Annotated in this window: 9 protein-coding genes and 1 pseudogene; all 10 read right to left on the reverse strand. The window is 39.6% G+C overall.

Translation table 11 applies throughout. The annotated features are described in order from the left end of the window. Positions 1 to 207: 207 nt before the first annotated feature. Complete coding sequence (locus HYG88_RS14430; protein WP_228127621.1) at positions 208 to 1,326, reverse strand: OmpA family protein; 1,119 nt, start codon at positions 1,324 to 1,326, stop codon at positions 208 to 210. A gap of 68 nt (positions 1,327 to 1,394) precedes the next feature. Further along, entirely contained in the window at positions 1,395 to 7,484 is a 6,090-nt protein-coding gene (locus HYG88_RS14435; RefSeq protein WP_178883332.1) for an SdrD B-like domain-containing protein, read from the reverse strand. A 120-nt stretch (positions 7,485 to 7,604) separates the two neighbouring features. After that, entirely contained in the window at positions 7,605 to 10,295 is a 2,691-nt protein-coding gene (locus tag HYG88_RS14440; RefSeq protein WP_178883333.1) for an isopeptide-forming domain-containing fimbrial protein, read from the reverse strand. Between the two features lie 29 nt (positions 10,296 to 10,324). Continuing rightward, positions 10,325 to 10,819 (reverse strand): hypothetical protein, encoded by a 495-nt coding sequence (locus tag HYG88_RS14445; RefSeq protein WP_178883334.1) that lies wholly within the window; start codon positions 10,817 to 10,819, stop codon positions 10,325 to 10,327. Positions 10,820 to 11,046: 227 nt separating this feature from the next. Then, the gene (locus tag HYG88_RS15470; RefSeq protein WP_372616684.1) at positions 11,047 to 13,356 is read right to left on the reverse strand and encodes a hypothetical protein; all 2,310 of its coding nucleotides are present in this window, start codon (positions 13,354 to 13,356) and stop codon (positions 11,047 to 11,049) included. 140 nt (positions 13,357 to 13,496) lie between these two features. Next, positions 13,497 to 14,891: a Calx-beta domain-containing protein gene (locus tag HYG88_RS15360; protein ID WP_256731795.1), complete on the reverse strand. Its 1,395-nt coding sequence runs from the start codon at positions 14,889 to 14,891 to the stop codon at positions 13,497 to 13,499. After that, complete coding sequence (locus tag HYG88_RS15365; protein WP_227519118.1) at positions 14,788 to 15,147, reverse strand: hypothetical protein; 360 nt, start codon at positions 15,145 to 15,147, stop codon at positions 14,788 to 14,790. Before HYG88_RS15365 ends, HYG88_RS15360 begins: the two co-directional genes overlap by 104 nt. After that, the gene (locus HYG88_RS14455; protein WP_005159538.1) at positions 15,134 to 17,779 is read right to left on the reverse strand and encodes a hypothetical protein; all 2,646 of its coding nucleotides are present in this window, start codon (positions 17,777 to 17,779) and stop codon (positions 15,134 to 15,136) included. The genes HYG88_RS15365 and HYG88_RS14455 overlap by 14 nt, the downstream gene beginning before the upstream one ends. 20 nt (positions 17,780 to 17,799) lie before the next feature. After that, positions 17,800 to 20,469, reverse strand: coding sequence for a DUF11 domain-containing protein (locus HYG88_RS14460; protein WP_005159535.1), 2,670 nt, complete (start codon positions 20,467 to 20,469; stop codon positions 17,800 to 17,802). Between the two features lie 398 nt (positions 20,470 to 20,867). After that, positions 20,868 to 20,976 (reverse strand): annotated as a pseudogene (locus HYG88_RS14465) (IS701 family transposase); the annotation flags it as partial.

A 20,976-nucleotide genomic window follows, 5' to 3' on the forward strand; every position in this document is an offset into this window, starting at 1 on the left:
CTTTTTTTGCGTTGGTGCACTGTCTATAACTGTCTTTAAATCCATAAATAGGTGTCCACTTATTGGTTAGTGGACACTATCGGGGGATTGATCCACTAAAAATAGTGGTGATTCACTGGAGGCTTACGCAGAATTAGCTAAAGCTGAACGTTAAAAAAGAGCTTTAAAGCTCTCTTTTAACGTACTTTCACTGTTTTCAACAGAGTGTTATTTTTCTACTTGGAGATCCTGACGTTGCTTGAAAGTTGATACCTCTTTACCTTCTGGATCAACATAGACTAATTCGACTCTACGACTTAATGCATGACCAAACTTCTGATTTTCATCGTTAATTGTTTGATTTTTACCTTTTGCCTCAACAGCAACTCGATCTAAATGAATCCCTTGTTGTTGAAGATATGCAAGCACACTCTGCGCTCGTCTCATGGAAAGTTTCAAATTATACTGTTCGCTTGCACGAGCATCAGTAAAACCATACAGAGTCAAGGTGTAGGTTGGATTGTCTTTTAAGAACGTTACAACTTGATTTAACACATCAATCGATTCTTTTGACAAGTTTGATTGATCTAAAGCAAAGTGTACGACATTTGGCGCATTGGATGGAACTTTAGCTACCAGTGGTTCAGTAACAACTTTCTGTTCAGGCGACCAAATTGGCCACTTGCCTTTCACTCCATGACAACCTTTAGCATCACCATTCAATTCTTGTAAAGATGGATAATTAATTTTAGGTAATTCTAATGTTGTTGCAGACTTGCACGCCGATGCTTTAAGATTTGATTGATCAATTAAACTTTGAGCGGATAGAAACAGTTCTCTTGAGTGTCTCCATCCAAGTTCACAATGCTCTGCTGCTGCCCAAACCAACATCACTTCTGCTTGAGCAATCTCAGCCTGAGCACATGAAAAACCTTCAGTTTGCTTTAATAATTCAGCATTTGCCCAAAGGTCTCTGCGCATGACACTTGAATCAGAAAGAATAGCCGTTGTCAGCGTAAATTTTTCAATTTGTCCTTGTTCTAAAGCATCAATAATATATTTTGCTTGTTGAAGTGCTTCAGTTCTCGCAGAACTTAGACTCTTTTCACTTCCTTCGTGGGCAGCGTAACTTAACCATGTTAAGGCTTTTATCGCTTGATAATATGCAATATTTTCAGATGGTTTTAAATAAGGTATCAGACGTGTTTGTAATGCCGCAACTTGCTTATCTTTAGGATTATAAGGCTTCTGTTGATTGACATCTTGTACCAAAGAACTAGATTGCTCTCCAACAATAATTTGCTCAGATGCAGACTCAGCAAATACAGAAGTGCTTACTGCAAGCAAACTAGCAGAAACCCCTATATAAAAATAAGAACACATTTTATATAAATTATTGTGAAGATATTTCATGTTTATGGTTCTCTCGAAGCATTTATTCCAGCGTTATTACCAGCAAATAGATTCTCATCGAATTTGAATCTAAAACGAACATAAGCGCCCTGAATTGTAGTATCACTATCTACCAGATCATCATCTTTATAACCTGAGAAGTTATAGCCACCTGACAACCATAGATTTGCTGCAACGAGATACCCAACCTCACCACCCACGAGAACTCGACGCCCTGAACTCATATCAGACCATAATACACCTGTGTGTATTCCTGCATCCCATCTTTCATTGATGTCATATATAGCTCTTGCACTGAACATGTGTGTCATACCTGTAGACTCTAAACCAGAGAATGTAGCCTGCACATTTTTCACCGCATATTGACCCGACAAGGTAAAATCACGTGTTGGATGATAATTTAAATGGTTCGAGAAAATATAAACATGTTTAAGATACGGATTGTTTAAATCAGTTTTATTATCATCATAACGATATTCAACTTTAGCTAGTGCATCAAAACGATTGTGTTCTGTATCACGATAAGCCAATCCTAATTGGAAGCGATCCACTAAACGATCACCGCTACTCTCATTTTTGCTATCTGTTAGGCTAACAACATTTTTTGCCAATAATGTCACATCATCCGAATATTTATAAGCAACGCCTAAATTGTTCAATATCGTATCTGATTGATCTGTCCAACGTGCTTCAATGCGAGCAACAGCTTTCCAGTTAGGGTTCTTTAAATATTCAATACCTAAAGATGCTGCTGTGCTATCAGAATTTGAGTTATTGGCATTTGATAATGATTTAGTTTGCTCAAAACTCGTATTGGCATAAAAACCTTTTTCAAGTTCCCATCGATTACGTAAACCAATTGCTGCCTCAGCCTCTCTCGCACTAATACCATCCCGAACACGATATTCACTGAAGGCTGTTCCATTATTGTTATATTTACTATCAAGACCGAATACTGTTACATTGCGGCGTTGATTACTATTCAGATCATAAAGACCACCAATGCTTGAAACTAATTCGTGACGACCATAAGCACGGAGTTTTGAATTAATCTGGTAATTCGCACCCAAGGCAAAAATACGGCGCTCAGCTTCGGAAACATCCTGCTCATATTCAGCAAAAACATTTGAACCCTGCCAAGGAAGCTGTGTGGTGATTTTTGTACGTGCGGTTAAACCATGATACGGCGCTGTTTGTGAAGCACCCAACAGTGCTGGATTCTTAGACTCATCGTAATACTTGAGACCCAGCTCAACCGCGACAATACGGCTGATCGCACGTTCGATACTGGCAGAAACACCCTGATTGAAACCACTCTGCAAATCTTCAGTACGGATGGCCTCCAGTTTTGCCAAACCGATCTTACCCAGTTGCGCACGCCCTTTTATACCACTTTCCTTACGACCAGCAGTAATAGGTGCCGCTGTATTATAAAATTCTCTATCAGCTTGGTTATGATAAACTTTCATCTCCAAGTCTTTATAAGAATAGTTTAATTCAACTCGTGCAGCATCACCCGATAACTTACCAGTTGCATCTGGTTTCACATTTCCTGACGTCGATGAATTTAAGTCATCATTAATATTCTCTGAACGAGCAAACTCAGCAATGAATTTACCTTTATCATTGGCAAATTTAACGACAGTATTCACACTTGCTAACTGATCTTGAGTTAGCGGGTTATTACTCTTCACATAAGAACCACCTACTTTAACTTTATCGGTGACTTTTACAGAACCAGACACACCACCAACCGTATATTCTTCACCACCTTGATCAGATTCAACTGTAATTCGTAAATATACTGGGTTTAAGTCAGCATCAACACTTGGAACTGGATCTTTCAAATAAATACTATTACTGAAAGTATCAATCTCATAATCAGTAAAACGAGTCAAAGTGCTACGCGAAATGATCAGGCCTGGATTATTGCGGTCACGGGTAACCACCTCAACTTTTTCACTATTAGCAAGCACATCATCGGTATTGATATTGCCCATGCTATAAGGACCCGAAATCCCCATGGCACGTTGTTCATTCACAACTTGTTGTGTATTTGTCTGTGCAGCAAACGCAGTAACTTTATATTTATCAGCTTCTACTGTACTACGAACACCTGTCAATGAACGGTTGTATTGACCTAAAGATAAGCCCTCATCATTTTCAGTACGTGTTACGTAGTCACCATACATTGCATATGAACGTCCTTTATCGACACGAACATACAATTTACTAGTAGATTGAGCATCAAAGCCTTTGGCAGCAGAGTCACCATAAACTGGGTAATATTCATCTGGACGAATATCACGGAATAATCTTTGGTTTTTATCTTTATCTGAATCATATGCAAGTGTAAGCAGGTATTCACCTTTTACCTTACCTTTCAAAAATAATGCAGCACGACCCGTTATATTGCGCTTACCGTCTTTTGAAGCTGAAATCTCATTTAATTCTTCTTCAAAACCATCATTTGAATTAATACCACTCAATTCTTTAGGGTCAAACTTTTTGAAATTAAAAGAACCTTCAACCAGACCAACTGCGATGATCGGACGTAAATCAGGTAAGAAACGTATTGGTGTACTGCTATGGAAAATACCACTTTCAACCGACAGTGTTCCTTCACCTGCTTCAATTGGCGCTTGAATTGGAACAACAAGCGTACCACCTTCAACAAATACCTGAATACCAGCTTGTTTCGGGTCAAGGTCCGTCAAACCAATTTTACCAATCGAGCTATCCAGCGTAATAGGTGTACGGCTAGAAACCAATGTGCCATTACGGTCAACAATTTTCATGGTTACATTGAAATAATCACGACCGTTGGCTTGCGGTTGTACTTTGGCTGACTCAAGTAACAGCTTATCCATTTGGTCAGGCACAACCACATTGACCTTTTTGGTATCGCGAATATTGCCCATCATATCGACTTGACGAACTTCAATACTGTTCTTACCCACAGCAAGATCGACACCGATAAAGTCCAGACCTGCAACCTGTAAATCAGGCAAAATTGCACGTTTACCAATGCGTTTCTCAGAAACCTGTGTGCCATTTACCCAGAGCTCAAGCTGAGTGCCTGCTGCACCTTTAACTTGAATGAAGGTCTGAGGATAAGGCAATACTTGCCCATCTTTAAGATTTAAAATTTCTAGTTGATTATTCACAGCTTTTTCTAAAGCTGCTTCAAGATTAATCATTTTGGCAGAATTAACAGTATCTACAGACTCTTCCTTTGGCATAGCAAGAGTTGAAGAACTTGGTAAAGCGCTAGATGCTTGAACACCAGACTTTTCGGGTTCAAATTGTATTTGCTTGATTTCTTTAATTTGTTCTTTTGAAAAATCAAGATTACAATTCGCCTGAACTCCAACGGCTGAAATACAGCCACTCGATGGCTGTCCACGAACATCCGTAACTTTAGAAAAAATTGGATCAATCCTTAAATCAGAACGTAATATTTGCTCTAAATTTGTATTCTCTTGTTCAATACGTTTTTTACGCTCTAGCACCCGTTCAATTAAAGATCCTGAACATTGACCAACACCTTCAGCTATCGTAAAATCGGCACGATGCAATTCACCACGTTTTAAATCGACAAAACGACTATTTGGATCACCTGCTTGGCGATTATTCATTAATACTAATTCAGAACCAATTGGTAAACTTGTACGATCGACTTTTAAAACATGCGTTTTTGCACTAATTCCATAGAAATCATACTTACCTTCGCTATCAGTAATAACATAACTACCATCTTCAAGATAAATACGAACACCAGGAACACCTATTTCACCAGCATCTTGGACGCCATTCCGATTACAGTCAGTAAATATTTTACCAACAATAAAACCGTCAGAAATCATCATACCAGGCGTAACTTCTACTTTTGCTGATGCTTCATTAGACTCAACACCTTTCGCATCTTTGGCACGAACACGGTTGATACCATCACCATTGAGTGCATTTGGTCCAATATAAACGCGATACTGTACTTTAACTTCTTTATTTGGAGTGAGTGTACCTAGTCCAAGTGTTAAATAAGGTCCCTTACCACCTAATGGATCTTCTACCTTTTTACCATCAACACGCATTGAGCCTTGAACATAAATAAAGCCTCGAGGAAGTGTATCTGTAATTGAAACATTCGTTGAATCTGCCGTTCCACGATTTGCAACATTAACTGTATATTCTTCGAATTCACCAATTTCAGCAGTTTTATTTGAAGCAACTTTTTTTACAAATAAAGATGAATTCGTATTATCCACTTCAGGGTCAATTGGAATATCAATATTGAGTGCAGGGTCACCATTATTTAATGTGAATTGCCCTGCATAAGACCACTTTAAATCAACTGCTTTATCTGCTGGGAAACTTGAATATACCTTGCGATCACTAATAAAAGTATAACGTTTGTCACCTGGGATAGTGTTTGTGTCTACAATAAAACTATATGTACCTGCTTTCACCAGTGGGTAGATAAATTCACCAGCACTATTAGTCACTTGTTTTGCAGGAATAGAAATCTTATCACCTGTTTGAGGATTAATTTCAAATGCTACATTGTCACCAATTGGTTGACCATTTTGATCCAATAAAGTAACTGTAGCACCGGCTACAGGTAAACCCGTTTTAGCATCAAATACTGTACCATAAGGATCCATTAACACACTTGTATTAATGTCGGTAATCGTTCCTGTTGACTGGCCTTGCGCATCCAAACAATCCGTTAAACTAATATCAACTTTATCACGTTTAAGTGTCTGCAAAACTGCATCATATCGAATGCCTTTATCTGAAAGAGTTGTTGGTAATGTATAGTGGAATACACCTGTATTTGGTCCAGTTTCAATACCAATAACTTCTTCTAAATCATCTGTTTTTGTAGATTTAATTCGAATTTTCACACGATCTGGAATATAACGATCAGCATTACAACTTGCATTTTTAGCTTCTATATTCAGTGGCTTATTTACACTACCAGTTGCCAAAATATTTTTAAAATCACTCGAATTATTTGTAATATCTGATGAGCCGCTAACTAAAGTAGATGCAACGTTTGATAACACATCTTTCTGACTATCAGTGACAGCATACGAAACTTTATAAGTATTTTTTACTGTGGTTTTTGCAATATTGCGGTTCATACTAACAACAAGATCAACTTGCTCAGATGTATTTGCAGCAATTTGTGGAAAACCGACAACAAGCTGGTTGATCTGTGTAATGTCACTTGGAGCAATAGTGCTATAACTATTATTGGCAAGCTTGTATAAAATTTTTGCTTGAGTATTTTTTACTAAAGCAGATTTAAATGTTGTATTAGGTGGTAAATCATCAACCAACAAAACCATTTTTTTTGTTTGACCATCCACCATGACATCGGTTGGTCTAGCTGGCTGCTTACCTTCGTTGCTAATATTGAGCGTGTAATTTAAGTCATAATTTGCACTTGCAGAAGGCTCAAAAGTTTTTTGTTGTACTTCTTTAGTTGCAACTAATTTTGCACCATAGCTAATTGCACTATCTGTAGCGATTGCAATTGCTGTTGTATCTTCAACAACTGTTGCTTTAATTGGTAAATTAAATTGCTGACCTTCTGTTAAATTTGAACTTGTGGTAGCAACAACCCACAAATTGACACTTTGGCCAATTTGTAAAGCTACATTAGTTGTTAACTGTTGATCATTCGTGTCAAATTGACCATCTTTGTTGCTATCTATGTAGATTTTAATATTATTTAATTCATTAATTGTTAATGCTTCTAGCTGAACATTAACAGGTGCATTACTATTATTCGATAAAGTATTGGCCCATATTACTCGCACACTAGGTTCAACATCGAGTACTGGTGGGGTAGTTAAAGTAATAGCATACAAAGCTGAAACATTAACTTCGACTGAATTAGAAACTGATTGTTGGGATTTACCATCGGGTGCAACATAAGTTGCATAGGCGATATTTTGGATAGAGCTACCCACTTCAGGCATATTCGCTGCATAACCATACTGCGCTGACAATATTGATACTGTCAACGTTGATAACATGAATGTCATGTTATGGAATGCGTTAGATTGCTTCTGTTGTAGCACAGCGCTTACCCTTCAACTAAATAGTCTAAAAAATTTTAAAATTTATTTGAGGTGAACACCTGCCTAGGCAAATGTTCACATCTTTAATTATTGATTTACATTAGATCATGTTAATGAGTATTACTCATTAACTTTGATGACAAACTCTAGCGTTGCACTTGCATTTGGTGCTAAAGGTGATTGTTGTGCTGAAACCGTACCTGTATAACCATTAGTATAGTTTGCTGGGTTCTGTAATGTCGCACTTGTTGCAAGAGGAGATACGCCTGCAATTGCTTTGAGCGTTGTATATGACGGCGTATTATCGCTAATCACAACATCAGTCACTGTTGCATTACCTTCATTGGTCGCAGTAATACGATATTTCACACACTCGCCTGGTTTTGCATTCACATTTGCTTGTGTGTATGAAGCTGTAGTACCTGTTGTACAATCAACCAAAGCCTGATCTTTCACCAAACGTACCTGACCTGCAGTGACTGTGGTTAAGTCAGTGTTTGTAAGTACTGGATGATTCTGCCCATTATACTGAACTGGTGAGAACGTCAATACCACTGGGTTTTGTGTACCCACAGTTGCATTGCTTGGTGCCTGAACCTTAACGAGTAAGTTGACTGTAGCACCCTTGGCAATACCAGTATTACCAGAGAATGTAAGAGCAGTTCCTGTGACTAGCGTATCATTCGCATCGATCAAGCCGTCATTGTTGTTGTCAATATACAAACTGGCTGCCCAGTCAGTATTTGAACTGGTTAAACTAAATGGTATACCCGCTGCGGTTGCACCTTCAACCAAGTTACTATTGTTGGTTAAAGTGTGTTTATAAACAACTGTACCCCCTGGTGCAACCTGACCAATACGATCCTGATTTAGAACCAGTTTACGGTCTGCCTGAACAGTCAGTTTTTCTGCGATGGTGTCGCTCAAACCTGTTGCTGGCGACGTTACCGTTAACAGTACCTCTTTATCGTCTGCTGTTTCACCTAATGGCGGTGTGATCACAGCTACCAGTTTTTTAGTACCTGTCAGGGCGTCAAGATTACCTGTATTGGTAATTGGTGCGCCTGTTGGGCCAGTACCTGCTGCATCTGCAATATAGAATTTCACATCCCAACCTGCTGGCAAGTTATGGGATAAATTAAAGTTATCGCTTACTGAACCGAGGTTGTCTACCTGTAATGGGAATGTTACCGAGTTACCTGGTAGAACTGATACTTCATTCGCATATTTATTAGCATCCTTACCTGAACCAACAGCCGCACCAGTACCATCTTGATCGGTCGTATTACCGTTATGTAAATCGACAGTTGCAGGGGTGACTCTGGTAATAATCAAATCCAAAGTATCAGCGATCTGAGCTGGGTTTAACTTTGGTTTTACCAATAAAGTTGCTGTAAGGTTTGGATTTGCTGCATTTGCATAGGATGCAGGCAAGGTGATTTTTGCAATCAGCTCATACTTTCCACCTACAGCAATGGTACCTGTTGAAACAAATGGTGTTACACCATCTGCCTGATATAGAGTAATCACACTACCTGAAGGCAAAGAACCATTACTGGTTGAAACCATAAACTCATCGGCGTAATTACCTGTGTTATGGATTACGATCTTTTCAGTTGCTGCTGTACCAAACACAGCAACCTGACCCTGGAGTAGATTAGCAATGGTAATCTGGTTATCTAAAGGAGCAACAAGGTTTGGAGCATCGGCATAGTTATTGGTATCACTATCGTTGATGGTACCTTTGAAAATTTTTGCGATTTCCAGTTGGTGCGTGTTAGATGGTTGAGGTGACGATGCCGTGCCTGGACCATCTACATCAGAATATGCAGTGTTTTCAATTACGCTTACAGGCGCATTTAGCGGCACACGTACTTTAAAAGTCAATATACCTGAGCTGCCTGGTGCCAAAGATGCAACCGTTAAGCTGACCTTGCCTTTACCATCATTACTTCCTGGGTTGGTCTCAATAAATCGATAGCCATCCGTATCCAGAATATCAGTTTGATTATTACCATACAACTTTGCTGAACCTGCGACGTATTCTAAACCAGCAGGTATTGTATCCTCAATGGTAAAATTCGATGCTGCACTATTCCCTGTATTGGTATAATTCAAGGTATAGGTCACTTCACGATCAGTAGGAGCAGTTTTGGTTGCATCAATTAAGCTTGCACTGGCAGATTTGTCCAACTTAATGACCGCACCATTGATAATGGTCACGGTATCGGTATTGCTGGCAATGAGTGCTCCACCAGTCAGAACATCAGTCCGACCACTTCTCGCAGTTAACGTCCATTGACCCTCTGCACCTACGGCTGCCGATGCATTGGTAACACCCTCAACAATCAGGTTAACCGACTGACCTGCTGCCAAGGTTACGCTGGTAATTGGCGCACCATCAGGCGTACCATTACCATCGGTATCCTGATAGATTTTAAGACCACTAAAGTCATAGTCATCACCAGCAGCACCATTAACAACATCAGCCACGTTTAAAGTAATGATATCGCTACTATTACCATTGTTGGTTAAGGTATGTGATAAAGAGACCAAGGCGTTCGGGTTGGCAGTTGCGGTACGGTTTGCAACCAAAGTAATACTTCCAACAGGTGAAACTGTTGTGGTTACAATGTTTGAGTTTACAGACTTACTTGCACCCGTACTATCGGTATAGGTTGCAGATGCAACGTTACTGATATTTGTACCTGCTGCTGGTGCAGCGGCATGTGCAGATGAAATGAAAGCTGCGCTACCTGCAACCAAAGCAATAGAAGCCGCAAGTTGTGTAAGTTGTAGACGGTTTGACATTATTTTACCCCTTATATGTAAAATGCCAATTAATTAGTTTTTTCACTATTTACGCGTGTTTGAGCTGAAACCGTTACAGACTTTCCAGCAGGAAGTTCCGCAATGGTCCAACGCAATGCACGATAATCTTTCAGCGGTACATTCACCATTTGATTACCCTCTTTGCGTTTTAAAGGCATTGGGGCGAAATGTGTACCGTCGGTACTTGCTTCAGCATTTTCTGGCTGAGACTTCGCCAAAAATTGAGTTTCTACAGGTATCGGTAAAGTCGCTGCCAGATTCTTGATTTTTCCAGTGGTGTTATTGGTATAGGTTGCCCGATACTCAATTACATCATTTGGTTTTACCTTAGTCACCAGCTTTGAAGTTGGTTTCCCATCAGTGCCTGCACCGATCAGGAAAGTTTTGAGTTCTACTGAAACGGGCTCTTTTGTCGTTTTAGCCTCGGCGAATACACTTCCAGCCAAAACAAGAACCGCAGTACCAAGCAAACATTTCTTGTACATATTGTTCAAATACGCCATTCAATTATTCCTCGTCTTTTTTTATTTTTGAACAGTACATTTACCATCCAAAAAAAACGTTAACCATTTTTATGAAAGTATATCAATAATCAACAAATTTATTTGATTTATTTCACACTTTTACAAAAAACATTACATTAACTAAAGCCAAAGCAACTTGCATACCATTTTTCCTCACCGAAGCCCTTTGCATGTTTTTCAACCTACTGATCTGTGATAGGTTCTGTTTACTGACTAACACAAAATCTTAAAGTTCCTGTGGCTGATGGTTTTAGCAAACCTGTTAAAGTCCATTCAAGAACTTCTCCAGAACGTGTTGCATTACAAGTATTTCCACTTGGTGTTAGGTGGCAACTTACACTGCCAAAATTAGTACCAGTTGGTAAACTATCTTTTACTTTGACATTCTGTAGGTTCTTCACACTATTATTTTTATAGGTGATCTCATACTCCAGATTTTGCTGTTTTGTGGCCTGGTTATTCACTAAAAAGCCTAAAGAATCAGACGGAGTTGAAGAACAGCTGGTTACTGCACGTACTTTTTTTGTCAGTGTTAATCCTGCACTGCCAATTAGTGTCACATCCTGACGTTGTTGGGTCTGCTTGGAAATGTTAAGTGAACTGACCTGATAGCTTGCCTGTAACGTTCCAATATGCTGTGCACCAGCAAAAATATTAGTTGGCGAAAGTACTCGTTGAACAAGACAGATATCGGTATTTGGTTGTAATAAAACAGTGCCAGATGGTGTTGGATCAAATACTGTCTCACCAGCATCAACAGTACCATTACAGTTCGTATCTCGATAAACCAATGCCTGCCAAGGTTGATCATTGTTTGAGCTTGGTTGGGTTTGTTTCAACTGTGTTACCCAAACAGGGGCCTGGGTACTTAAACGGTGTGGATAATCAGTCACTTCACCTGCGGTAATGGTATGTTGTCCATCTTCTGTTAAAACCACATTGAGATTGGCATCACCAAAATTATTGTTTGGATAACTTGTGGCTGTGGTTTTTGGAACAGTAATCGTATCCGTATTGCGACTGTACGTTCCTGTTGGACTTACCCCGCTAACTGAGGTGTATTCAGGTAAATTGGTTTGCACAATGCAGAATGGGTTACTTAGAACAGTTTTCTCAACTTTAAAACGATAATCCCCATTGTCATTGCTTATTGATACAACATTGAGGTCAACACCAGAACAATTGGCAAGTTTAAGCGAACTGCCAGCAATGCCCTGCTCATTTGCATCAATGATTCCATTATAGGCATTGCTTAATATATTGCTGACGCTGCCGCCATTATCATTAAAGACTTTGCCTGATATTAGAACCAAGTCTTTACGGCTATTGGTTAAGGTACAAATAATGGCTGCATCGTTTGTATTAATCGTTAATTTATTGCCATTTAAAGGCGTAGTGTTGCCAGTACAGACGAGATTCCCCACATACTCATTTTCATCGCCTTTGCTAAATGCCTCAATGATACTTCCTGTTGTTCCAAGCATGCCCAGCGGAACAATAATTGGTGCACCTGCTGTAGAGTTTGCTCCCGTGGCATCCGCAACTGAGAGTCCTGTTGTTGCATTTGTGGTAAAGCCAACACTGTTCACGGTTGCACTATCACCAGCTAAGGCATTCTCCCATTTTTTGATTAAAGTGAGCGTCGTAAGGGTATTGGTTAAAGTACATACAATATCTGCCCCTGCTGCAATTCCCGTTCTGGATAAAGTGACTGTCCCATTTGTTTTATTAACAGTGACTGAACTTGCTCCTATACCCGTACATACAGCATCGGTCAACCGATATCCTGTCGGCATATTCGATTCAGTTAGAACCACATCAGTTGATAAACTTGGAGAAAAATATTGGGTTGTACCTGATGTGGCAGCTTCTGGAACTGTTGTGGTCACGGAGTGATTTAAGATGCCACTATTTGCAGTTGCAGTAAAATCAAATTTCCCAACCCCACCACGGCTAATTTTTTTAATTGTTAAACTTGGCGTACTATTAACAAATGTACAGGTAATATCTGCTCCACCAGTAATTAGTCGACCAGATGAAATGGTCAGCGTTGACCCGCTTAAATCCCCAAACTCACCAATATTTCCTGTAATAGAGCTATTGGCATCAGTACATTTCGCATCCTTTAATACATAACCCGTCAATACAGTTGGTTCACTAATCGTCACATTTGAAAAGGTGTCATTCACCGTTAAAGCAGCAGAAGTACCTTTACCAATATTAGTGGAAGAACTTGAGGAGGAGGTTGCCACATTTGTCGATGCACTGGATAAATTACTATTGGTAAAAGTAAATGTACCTATACCACCACGAGATTCTTTTGCAATCTTGACAATTGGCACTTTAATATTGGTAAAATTGCAGTTTATATTTGGGTTATTGTTAATTTGATTGGAGGTAAAGGAATAAGTTTTTGTACCCGTTCCTGAGCTTGGTGGAGTGCCAACAAGCGCACCAGACGTGCCATCATCATTTCGAACACGACATGTTGCACCCAGTAATGACCAACCAGCCACATTTGTTTCTGAAATATTTACACCCTCTGATGACGAGGTGACTGCAAAAGGCTGACCTGTAAATATTGTTCCACCGTCAACCTGATATTGATCAATTGGTGTTTGTGTAACAACGGTCGCACTGGTTTTATTTGTGCCTGTTAAAGAAAAATCAAATGAACCTGTCCCCCCACACTAGATTTAGTTAAATAAATCAAAGCTCTGGCAATGGTAGTTTGTACACTACTGGTGTTGTCGTCACGAAAAATATCATTATTTGCAGTAGCTTCCACTGTTGCCGTGTTTGTGGCAACGCCTGACACTGCTGTTGCAGAGATAGTAACGCTACAAGTCGCTCCTTTAGGACCACTAAAAGTACCTGACAAGGTGTTTCCTGATAAACTTGCTGTACATTTATCAGAAGCAGTTGCTGTTCCACCTTTAGTGGCAGCTACAGCAATAGAAACTGAATTAAAATTATTTGGAACGACATCCTGAAAATTAGCTACCCCTGTAGAACTAATTGCACGTTCTCCTTTATTGGTAATCACTAACTGATACTGAACTGTATCATTAGTTTTTACCATTAGAGGTTGTGATTGAAATGATCCACTCGTTCCTTTACGCTGAGTTTTTTCAATTTTTACATCCACATCCTGAGGTTCATCATCATCAATAATTTTATAGGTTGCCGTGCCATTACCTGATGCACCACAACCACTTGAAGACATGACATGGTATGCATTACTTTGATTGATTGTAACTGTAAAAGTTTCATCAGGCTCAGGAACGGTATCACTGATAATCTCTACAGGGACATTCAGGATATAAGGTGTACCACTTCCATAGTTACCTGCGGGTATTGAGATAGTAAAAGTATTGGCCACCCCACCATTAATTTTATAGTCTGTACCTAGCTGTGCTGTACCATCAGTAACAGTAAAGGTCAGTGGAATGCCTGCTGGTGGCACAGTTCCAACCACAATTACCTGTATGGGCTGAACACTACCGGCATTTTCGGGTACAGAATAATTAGCAGATGTAAATTCAATAATCGGCTTGACTTCAATCTGGATACCATCCAAAAAATTCCCTGAGGTTCCTGAACCCGAAGTGGACTGAAAACCAATGGTTGTTTGTCCTGTTGCACCAGTATAAATAAAGCTTCCGCTATAATCGGCCCATCGAGTTGTACTTCCCACAGGTACAGTATTACTTTGCACAGGATTACATGTACCAGCACTACATGACGTTATATTACCCGTCCCTGTTGTACCAGTTGCGACTGATACTACTGGTTGCGTACCTGCACGAAAATTCATGGTATCAGGATTGGTATTTCGTCCATTATGGCTAAATCTCCAATTGACTTGCTCGCCATTGACCAAACAAATATTTTGGGATATTTCTGAAAGACGTTCGGCATTTAATTCAGCGAACTGCGTTCCTTCTTTAGCAACCAGGTTGCCTGTGCCTCCCCCCCCCAATACCCCGAGGTCCTGACCACAGTTCCATAATCTGACCACTACCACTTGCAGTATAAGTACATGTTCCATTGACTTCTTCTTGATAATAAGGATGTGTGGTTAACCAACCAGGAACTTTGGTACTGTCAATATAAACACGACAGGCGTTACCCGTATTTGCAATCTTAGGACTTTCAAAACTCAGGTTAATAAAACTACGCTGATAAGCAGCCTGAGCAATACTGATGCTACTGACCAGTGAAAAAAACAAAATCAAAAGTTTTAGAACAGCATGATTAGCCAGTTTCATCATCTTGAATTTTTCCATTGAATTACTGCCCCACATAGCGCACCCCGAAACTGAATTCGTAACTTTGACCGCCCACCACACTATTTAAAGTTCCTGTTAGCTCACCTGCATTATTTAAAGCAGGAGCTGTTGTGCCACTACATGCTGTACAGGTTGGAACTTTTGATAACACGGTATACGCTGGTGTCATATCCCTAAAGGTAAACGAGTTATTCACTGTGGCGCCTGAATTATTTAAAATAACCTTGTATAAGACACATTGGCCTTGACCATTGCTTTGCTTACCAATAGTTAAAGCATTTGTTGTGTATGTTTCATCGGCTGTACCATCACAATTAAAATCTCGTGCCTGCAATTTTGTCAGGGTTAATTGTGACTGCTTGACTGTGGTCACATCTTTAATAGAAGCAATAACCTGATTGCTACTATCTGTTAAGTTCACAACCGTTGTATTCGCCTGATTGACATTGTTATTTACAACATTCGTGACCTGTAGTAAGAGTTGAATTTGCTCATGAGCTGCCACTTTGCCATTAGGTAAGTCCGCCAATGTACGAATATTTAAATCCCCACTGCTGAACTTACCATCCCCATCGACATCCAGAAATAGTACACTGTTAAAGCTAGACTCACTATTGTTGATGATAAAACCATAGCTCCCCGTAAAGTCTGTAGCAGCAGGGTTCGTTAGTAAATGACGATAGACCACAGTGCCTAATGGTGCGACCTGACCATGTAAATCTGGTGTAAATTCCAATTGAGGCTTGGCATTTACACTTTGAATCTCCACTGCGTTTTTGATTGTATCCTGAGCAGGGTTATCCGTACCAACAAAGCTGGTTGAGATCACACGAAAATAAATTGGTACAGTCACGTCTTTATTGACTTTATCCACTTCAACAACCGCACAAACCAGTTGGGTTTCCCCATCATTTAAGTAACGGGTTTTGCCAATTTCATTGCCTAAAACACTACAATCTGTTCCATTGCTTGACGTATAAAAACGCACACGATTAACACCAGCGGGTAAAGTTAGACTGGAAAAATCACTGCTAGCATTGGCACTGAGTAAATATTCTGTTCCAACACCTGTATGGCTGATTTTTAATGGGAAAATTGCCTGTCCACCTGCAACAGAATTACTACTGGATTTCACAGCAAGTATTGTTTTCCATGCAGAACCATTATTATTCTCAACTGCACCATTACCCAAACCTGTATTTTCAGGACTATTGGTTAAATCCACCAATTGTGAAACAGGTGTTAAAGTACCCTGATCTTGAATGGTACTGGTTTTACTACCATCACCTACAGATTGTGCTCGAGGAGAAACCGCAAAGGCTGTAGGTGTGCTTACCGTATAACTACTTGGGAAACGAACTTTGACCACAACTGGGATACTGGTATTAGCTGCCAACAGGCCCGTGTCAGGAATACCATCACCATTACTGTCTAATAATGGTGTCACACCATCGGCACGATATAACTCAATTTGGCTTCCAACTGGAAAATTATTATTGGTCAAAGTCAGATTAAAACGATCTGCGGTATTCCCTGTATTCCAGACATAGTTGGTAAATTTAAGTTCACCGCCTTGAACAGTGCTTGCAGTCACAGGATTACTATCATTAATATTACTAACGTTACCATTGATTGTGACCGCATAGACTGGAGCAACATTTACAATTGCAGTATTTGTTTTGTCGGTCGTTGTTCCTGTCACATTGACAAAATTCTCAATCTTTCCTGCAATACTTTTATTAATTTTTACCTTAAATTCAATATAACCAATCGAATTTGCAGGAATACTGGTCAATACAGCAGTCACAACATTAGAACTTACATAATAATTAATACCAGTAGGATCATTTGCTCCTGTTGCAGGGTCGACGGTTGTGCCATTCCAGTTTTCACCACTATTGGATTGATACGTTAAGGTTGAATCCAGAGTATCCGTTAAAGTGATATTACCTGTAGCAACATTACTTGGATTTTGATAATCCAGACGTATAGTGACCACATCACCATTTGCAGCAGTGATTTGAGAGAATTTTTTACGCACCACCAGAGTTGACTGGTCAGTTACAGTTGCCTTGTCAACATTGCTATTTGTTCCACTCGCACCATTCGCAGATGTCACCGCCAAAGTTAAATTTGCAAATTTTTCTGTGGCAATCGTATTCGGTATGCTTGCTGCAACAACCAGTCCAACGGACTGACCTGCACCCAATGTATAACCTGTAATTGGCGATCCATCTGGGACACCATCATTATTGGCATCCAAATAAACAGTCAAGCTACTACTCACAAAATCAAAATCATCACCAGTGAGGTTATTGTTTACAGCGAAAGTATATTGGTCTGTCTCATTACTGGTGTTGGTTAGAATATGATTAAAATAAATCGTTTGCCCAGCTACAGCTTTCTTATTATTTGCCGCCTCCAAATTTAATGAGTACACAGGTAAAATTGTGGTTTGCACCAAGTTGGAACGTGCTACCTGTACAACTGTTGAACCCTCTTCGCTGTACTCACCAACTGCCATGTTACTGATGATCGAGTTGGTTGCAGCCCAAGCCGATTGCTGGATCATCAACATGCACAGCAAGGTCAAGACCCAATTAAACAGTTTTGGGCGGTTATGATTGAGTGTATTGATCATCTTCATGCTCTAATATCCGCTCTGTTTTATGGGCTTACCCGAATGGAGAAATACATGGCAGCCTGCCCCTGCGGTGCAAGCGTACCCACATTCCCTGCAATTTGATCTGTATTTACAGTCACTGTCCCCTGCGTGATTGAAGGAGGTAAACCTGTACGTAAATTGCTATAAGCAGGCACAACGTCATTGATTACGACATTGCTGGCAGAAGTTGCCCCTTCATTTTTAAGGGTTAAACGGTAGGTCACACACTGATTTGGTTTTACTTGAAGCGGCGTACTTCCATACACTGCATTTATTACAGTTACCGAAGTTAAGGCACAATTTTCATCTTTAGTTTGTTCTTTTGTTAAGCGTAGTTGTGTTGGATCAACTGTAGTTAAATCAGTATTTTGTATATCAGCCAAGGCCAACCCCTGAATGGTATTGTTTGCTTTCACCACAATATTCGCCACACTAGACATACCATTGGTTGCCGTTGTTGGTGCCTGAACTTTTAAGAGAAGTTGAATTGAGGCTTGGGGTGCCAAGCCACCTGTAATGATGGATAAATCATTGATCATTGGATCAGTCGCATCAATCACACCATTATTATTGGCATCATGATACAAAGTATAAGTAAAGGTATCATTTGGGTTTTGCGGAATAACACTAAACGTGATCTGGCCTGCTGCATTCCCCTCAACCACAGTCCCTGTATTCTTTAAGGTATGTAAATAGACAACTGTCCCACCAATATTGACCCGACCCTGCCGATCATTTGCCAGTGTCATTTGTCTCTGAATAATATCAACTTGGTCCTTAATACTATCCGCCTGTGCATTCATTGGTGATTTTATCGCAAACCAAATAGGAAGATTGGCCAAGTCTGTATTAGTGGGAACACTGACCACAGCACAATATTTTTTGGTTGCACCTGCTGCTACATTGCCAGTACTGCTGATTACATTCCCTAGGGTTTGGCAATCATTACTCGTATCATAGAATTTCACTGTCCACTGGGCAGGCAAACTGGTATTGATACTATTGACATCAATTTCAGCAGCCGAAGCATATAAATTATAGCTATTGGTTACCGTACTCTTATTCTCTACAACCAAAGGAAATACGGCTGTTCCCCCCCTAACTGCTGATTTATTTACCCATGCCTGTCCACCAGCTGATGTAACAGCACCTATACCATTTCCTGAACCGTCATTATTGTACAAGTCGCTAGAACCGACAGAATTAGTATTGGTTAATTGATCACGAGTCGTATTCTTAATTGCCGTATCTGTAGTAGAAATTGCTGTGATGTCAAAATTCAACGTCTCTGTAGTGACACAATTCGCAGGAAAATAAACACCAAGCACAATTTTTTTCGATGCGCCTGCTGCCATCGAACCTGTATCTACCACACCGTCAGCATTACTATCGGTCAGCAAAGTTTTTCCATCAGAGTGATATAAACGGGTTATCGCACAACTTGGCACATTTACACTTTTATCAATTGTAAGATTATAACTATCTGTTGCCTGCCCCGTATTCCAGACATAATTTTCAAACTGAACCTCTTTGGCAGTACCAGTAAATGTGTTTGGTTTGGAGAACAAGTCATTCGTGCCTCCATCAGCAGTACTCGTTGCCATTTTATTTAGAATAACACCCAGAGTTTGTTCTACATTAAAAATAACAGTATTGGTGTTGGTGTCTTTCAATAAAGTAGTTGTATTGTTTTTATACTGTTTATAGTTCGCAGTGTTATTGATCTTTTCCGCTGCATTTGGATTAACTTTTACCTTAAAACTCACTGTTCCTTTACTTAATGCTGCAATCCCTGTTAGTCCAAATTCAACTTCACCAGTTGCATATTTATAGGTCAACACGGTATCAGTGGTACTGCCAGCCTCATTATTACTATCTGCTTCGGTGAGTGGACCTGTCCCACTACTCCATTCGGCTGTTCCTGTCTGGTAGCTAACACCGCTCGGTAAAGTATCATGAACCAGTAACTGACCTAGTGCAGTTCCTGTATTGCTATAGGTGAACGTATAGGTAATTTCTGTGCCTGTTTTACCAGTACTGATATTTTGAGATTTTGTGACCTGAATAACCGCATCATCAACCACTTTTGCAACATCTGAAACCGTCGCAGAAACGTGATTTGGGTCAAGTTGGCTGGTTGAAGTTAGACTAAAGTTCGCTATATTTCCTGTGCTAACATTCTTGGGAATACTTCCCACGACCACCAAAGCAACTGACTCCTCTGCTTCCACATGCAGAACAGCATTATTCAGTAAATTGTTATTATCATCAGGTTCACCATTTTGATCCCGATCTACATAAACTGCGATATTTTCCAGATCAAATTGGTCATTTGTGAGTTGTGTCAAAGCAAGCTTGTAGTTATCTGCAATATTCCCCGTATTGGTCAGCACATGAGGAAAATTTAATTTACTGCCAATCGTACCAATATTTTGCTGATTGCTTTGTAGACTCAGTGAATAAATCGCCTGAACGGTCAGAATCACAGGGTTAGAGTTAATGGTTTGTAGATTGCCCTGTTCATCTTCAAAATCACCACTGGCAATGTTTGTGATGTTACTTCCTGCTTTCGGTTGAGCAAATGCAATAGAACTATGAAATCCAATAAATAAGCCTAATAAAGCGATAAATGAAGTTTTTGAGACAGCACTTTTCTTGAATCGGCTTATCATGTTTCAGAACCCACAAAAAATGTAAAATTGATTTTTTATTGATAAATTGTACGGTTTTATTGACAATCTTCACGAAAGAATACTACAAAAATATCGACTTGAACACGCAAATTAACAAAAAGGTGATTTTTTTCTTACAGACTATCATTTGTAAAAAAACCTGTAGATGCCTGTTATTTATAAATAATACTTATGAAATGATTAGGGTCTATTGACATTTCATCCTGGTAACCAAATGTATATGCAAGCTAAAGCAAAAGAAATTATCAAAGTTCTGTTGCTATAGCCTGTATATTTTTATGGCTACCTTTATAGGGTTAATTATGAACAGTAAGTGTCAACAGACCCTAAATATTCAGTAAAGTAATTGAACCTTTTTTTATAGGACTTACGCACTATTATTTATAGATTCTCTGTGGTAGGAGATGATTTTTATCGAGAATAAAGTCATCAATGAAGTCTTTGATGATTGGTCTAAATAATTTCTTCTGCCAACGATATACATTT

This window comes from Acinetobacter sp. SwsAc4 (assembly GCF_013391535.1).
In the GTDB taxonomy this organism is placed as follows: domain Bacteria; phylum Pseudomonadota; class Gammaproteobacteria; order Pseudomonadales; family Moraxellaceae; genus Acinetobacter.

Excerpts from the sequence above, each read along its gene's own strand:
- HYG88_RS14445 (WP_178883334.1), bottom strand. The coding sequence starts at position 10,819 with ATGGCGTATTTGAACAATATGTACAAGAAATGTTTGCTTGGTACTGCG.
- HYG88_RS15360 (WP_256731795.1), bottom strand. The coding sequence starts at position 14,891 with ATGGAACATGTACTTATACTGCAAGTGGTAGTGGTCAGATTATGGAAC.
- HYG88_RS14455 (WP_005159538.1), bottom strand. The coding sequence starts at position 17,779 with ATGAAGATGATCAATACACTCAATCATAACCGCCCAAAACTGTTTAAT.
- HYG88_RS14460 (WP_005159535.1), bottom strand. The coding sequence starts at position 20,469 with ATGATAAGCCGATTCAAGAAAAGTGCTGTCTCAAAAACTTCATTTATC.
- HYG88_RS15365 (WP_227519118.1), bottom strand. The coding sequence starts at position 15,147 with ATGTGGGGCAGTAATTCAATGGAAAAATTCAAGATGATGAAACTGGCT.
- HYG88_RS14440 (WP_178883333.1), bottom strand. The coding sequence starts at position 10,295 with ATGTCAAACCGTCTACAACTTACACAACTTGCGGCTTCTATTGCTTTG.